This is a genomic window from Oleiphilus sp. HI0123 (assembly GCF_001635315.1).
Window position 1 is genome coordinate 1 of record NZ_LWGE01001463.1, and the last position, 3,836, is coordinate 3,836.

Genomic DNA, 3,836 nt, shown 5'->3' on the forward strand with positions numbered 1-3,836 from the left:
TTGGCATCTGTAGCGTCCATCTTACCACCAGGAAAAGCCATATCACCAGACCAGGGGTCACCCGGTCGCTCGGCGCGTTTGATCAGCAAAACCTGACGACCTTGGCTAGGGTGATCCCGAAAAATAATTGCCACGGCAGCTCGTGTCATCCACCTTCTACCGGGAATTCTTTTACCTTTGTTGTGCATACCTTGCTTGTCATAGCTCTATTTAATTTGAGAAAAATTACCTTAACATACTAAAGATAATTCATCTTCATAAAGCTCAGTGCCTGAGCTTATTCACATTAAGCAAGTTGTCGCTTATTGAAAGTAACCGTGACTCACAAGCTATCATGAGAAAAGCTTGAAGTAGATAAGTTTGCGTGTTTGAATAGCATTAAATGAGTAATGGCCGATTCTAGGCTCTGGCTCTTTATCTTCCTGTAACCTTGAGCGATAAGAACTGAAATATGCTTGATGATATAAAAGAATTCTTTGACCGCTTTGTGCGAGATTTTTCTTCATTTGATGGGGCCCTGATTGCAAGTCGATACCAAGCGCCTTATTTGGCTGTCACTTCAGATGCCGCAGTATGGGAGTGTGCAGCGCCGTCTGACCTGGTCGAATATTTCCAAAGCTTGCTTGATAAACACTCTGCAGAGGGTGTAACACATACCAAGTACGAAAACCTCGAAGTCACCGAGATTGGCCGTAGCTGCTTCCTTGCCTCAGTCACATGGACGATGATGAACGATTCGGGCGACACGGTCTCTAACTGGCGTGAGTCTTATAACTTGATCAAAACAGCTGATGGCTTGAAGATTTTTACGTCTATCGACCACTAAGTGTCCTTGCTGAATATTCATTAAAAAGCCGATGCCTTCAGTGTCGGCTTTTTCTTTTCTGCTTTCCTTAAAGTTTTTCTCAAGCGTTGCATTTGCTCTTAATTGCTTCAAATAAGCTATATTTAAAGTATGAGCCAGTTCTTATGGCATTATTCTTTGTGGAGAAGGGGCACATTACTTATGACTAAACCAAGCGATGACGAACTAAAAAAAGCCTTAGCCAAAGCTGCTGAAATGCGTGAAAGTGGTGTGGACTCTGACTTCATAGCCAAGTCTCTGTTAAGCTTAAATTACCGATTTGAGGTGTGGCAGAAAGTGGTAGATGCAGCAAAGCATTATCTGCACTCAGGTCAAGCCACGCACGAGCATGCGGTGCTGGTTAAGGCTCTAAGAGATGCAGAAGCAATCGACTCCCGCAATGAAGAGCATGAGCCGCCTCTAGGCTTGAGCTAGTTCGCTAAGCTTGCCAGCATTTTCAACGTTTTTTAGCTCAAGTTTCGCTAATTGTGGTGTGGATAAATCAATGCCCTCAATAATGGACGCCGTATATACCGCGTCATTCACGCGAAAGATTGTTCCCATCAAATGCTTTCGAATCGTTGCCGTAACTTTTGTATTTGGAATTCGATCAAGATAGATCCACAGCGTATATTCTAGTGCGTAATCACCCGCGTGCGTAAGTGCCCACTCGAATTGCCGGGTTTGGTTGATTTTAATATCGGGTTTTTCAAGGCAGTTTTCTTGCGCAAGGCTAAAAAACTTATCGATTTTCGCTTTGAAGTCTGCCAGCTGTTTTTGTCGTTCGTCTTTTGTTTTGCCATCAAATTCAGGGTAGCCAATGTTGTAGCTCAAGGCTTGGCGTACGCCATCAGTACTCGCTACGCGACTGAGGTTATCGATTTTATTTTGAATGAACTGATTGTTCCGCACGAGCGTTCGATGGTTATTACGGATGTCGTAGAGAATCACATATATCAGCGTTACCTTGCTGATGACATACTCCGTTTCATCATCGCCGATGACGACGACGTCTCCGTCTTCGAGAATTTGCGTATTCAGGATGATTAAGCCGCTAATAATATCAGGTGCCCAGATGTTGCTGGTAAAGGCTAGGAAGGCAAATAGGATTCCGAATATGCCAGTCGTTTCCAGCATACTATCGGCGCCCCAAATTTTAATGAGGGTGAACAGCGTTGCCAGAATGATGACAAACAGGATAATGATATCTACTAGACGGCTTGAGTAGGTGTCTAGAAAAACAGGCTTCTCATCAACAACTTTTTCGAGGCCGAACTTCTTGCGAGATTGGCGGCTACAAATACTGTAAATCAGGATGCTGAGATACAGAGTGGTGAGACTTAAACCCAAGTGTATAAAGAAGTTTTCGTAGCTATTGTTGAGTCTGAGAAAAACCAGATGGACGATATGAAGAATCAGCACCAGGCCGTTTAAGGCGCGAAACAGTGTGACTTTGACGCCGCTATCACGTGCGCCATCAATGAAGCTTATAATCGGCTTTGCATACAGGAATAAGCCAATGTTGAATACAAATACCAGAATATGTGCTGTCCATGTTGTTGTGGACAACTGCGGTAATAACCACTCTAAAGCTTGCATAGTAAAAGACGCCTAAGAAAAGTGAGCTTGTGTCGCATTGCTTCATGCAGACGCCAACGGTCAGATCTTAGCTAATTATGATGAACTTTAGACTTGAATCAAGGGAAAGCTTTGCTTCTCTTAAAGCCTTTATAGCTCCAGGCGTTTAATTAAGCGATAGAAATTACTTCGGTTTACGCCCAAGTCACGTGCTGCAGCCGCCTGGTTTCCCTGATGTTGGTCCAGAATATGAATAATATAATTTCTCTGGAAATCATCGACTGCGTCTTTAAGATTCCCTTTTGGTGTAAATGAAAAAAGGTTGCTGTTCGCTTCATTCACTAGCGGGTGTTCCTTGCCGTTAGTTTTTGGCTGACCGTTTTGAAGGTGAATATCCAGGTAGGAGGCGTCGATAACGATGGAACGGTTGTGTCGGCCTTGATCAGCAATCGCTTTTAATGCTGAGCGGCTGAGCATATGTTCTAACTCTCGTACGTTTCCGGGCCAATCATATTGAGTGAGGAGGTGCTTGGCATCGCTCGTGATTCTGAGTCCTTCGACACCTAAGCGCTTTTGATTTATTTCTAGTAAATAACCCGCAAGTAAGAGAATATCTTTGCCTCTTTCTCGAAGAGGGGGTATGTGAACCGGGTAGACACTTAGTCGATGGTAAAGGTCTGCTCGAAATCGATGTTCTGCGACCTCGTTTTGTAAGTCGCGATTGGTTGCGGCGACGATACGTACGTCTACCTGAATGTTCTTATCTGAGCCGACACGCTGAATCTCGCCGCTTTGCAGCGCTCTGAGTAACTTTGGCTGGATGGACAAGGGAAGCTCACCAATTTCATCAAGAAAAAGTGTCCCCTCATGTGCGATTTCAAATTTCCCCGCTCGGTCTGAAACCGCGCCAGAGAATGCGCCTTTGACGTGACCGAATAATTCACTTTCTGCAATATTCTCGGGGAGCGCTGCACAGTTTACATAAACCAACGGCCCTTTGGAGCGTGGAGACATATTGTGAACTTGTCGTGCGACGAGCTCTTTACCAACACCTGTTTCACCGAGCACCAGTACACTCAAGTCAGATTGTGCGACGATATCTAGCTCATCTTTCAGATTCATCATCACATCGCTCTGGCCGATCATCTCGCTGTCAGAGCTTTTCAGCAAAGTTTGACTGACTAATCGGTGGTGAGCTGCACTGGCTTCAAGTGAATCGATTCGTACGGCTGCCTTAACCGCCGCTTCGGTGAGTTTGGTAAATGTCCTCAGCTGGTCCTTATCAATCTGGTCAAAGGTGCCAGGTTCAAGCGCATCTAAGGTAAGTAGTCCCCACGGCTTTTCATTAATTAATAAGGGAATGCCCATACAGTCGTGTACATCAGGGTGTTGGTTGTTTTCACCGATTAATCCA

General features: G+C 44.8%; 5 protein-coding genes. 2 read left to right on the top strand and 3 right to left on the bottom strand.

Features of this window, described 5'->3' with window-relative positions; genetic code table 11:
* The coding region (locus A3761_RS29075; RefSeq protein WP_369808234.1) for an NUDIX domain-containing protein at nt 1-188 on the bottom strand (188 nt) is incomplete at its 3' end.
* A 263-nt stretch (nt 189-451) separates the two neighbouring features.
* Here A3761_RS29075 and A3761_RS19180 point away from each other — a divergent pair.
* Together A3761_RS19180 and A3761_RS19185 are read left to right on the top strand one after the other, a co-directional pair.
* Nucleotides 452-826 (top strand): hypothetical protein, encoded by a 375-nt coding sequence (locus A3761_RS19180; protein ID WP_068514279.1) that lies wholly within the window; start codon nt 452-454, stop codon nt 824-826.
* A 180-nt stretch (nt 827-1,006) separates the two neighbouring features.
* Entirely contained in the window at nt 1,007-1,279 is a 273-nt protein-coding gene (locus A3761_RS19185; RefSeq protein ID WP_068514281.1) for a hypothetical protein, read from the top strand.
* Here the strand turns inward: A3761_RS19185 and A3761_RS19190 are convergent.
* Together A3761_RS19190 and norR are read right to left on the bottom strand one after the other, a co-directional pair.
* On the bottom strand, nt 1,265-2,443 hold the full coding sequence (locus A3761_RS19190; protein WP_068514284.1) for a mechanosensitive ion channel domain-containing protein: 1,179 nt from the start codon (nt 2,441-2,443) through the stop codon (nt 1,265-1,267). The genes A3761_RS19185 and A3761_RS19190 overlap by 15 nt on opposite strands.
* A gap of 129 nt (nt 2,444-2,572) precedes the next feature.
* The coding region (norR, locus tag A3761_RS19195; RefSeq protein WP_156491956.1) for a nitric oxide reductase transcriptional regulator NorR at nt 2,573-3,836 on the bottom strand (1,264 nt) is incomplete at its 5' end.

Excerpts from the sequence above, each read along its gene's own strand:
- A3761_RS19190 (WP_068514284.1), bottom strand. The coding sequence starts at position 2,443 with ATGCAAGCTTTAGAGTGGTTATTACCGCAGTTGTCCACAACAACATGG.
- A3761_RS19185 (WP_068514281.1), top strand. The coding sequence starts at position 1,007 with ATGACTAAACCAAGCGATGACGAACTAAAAAAAGCCTTAGCCAAAGCT.
- A3761_RS19180 (WP_068514279.1), top strand. The coding sequence starts at position 452 with ATGCTTGATGATATAAAAGAATTCTTTGACCGCTTTGTGCGAGATTTT.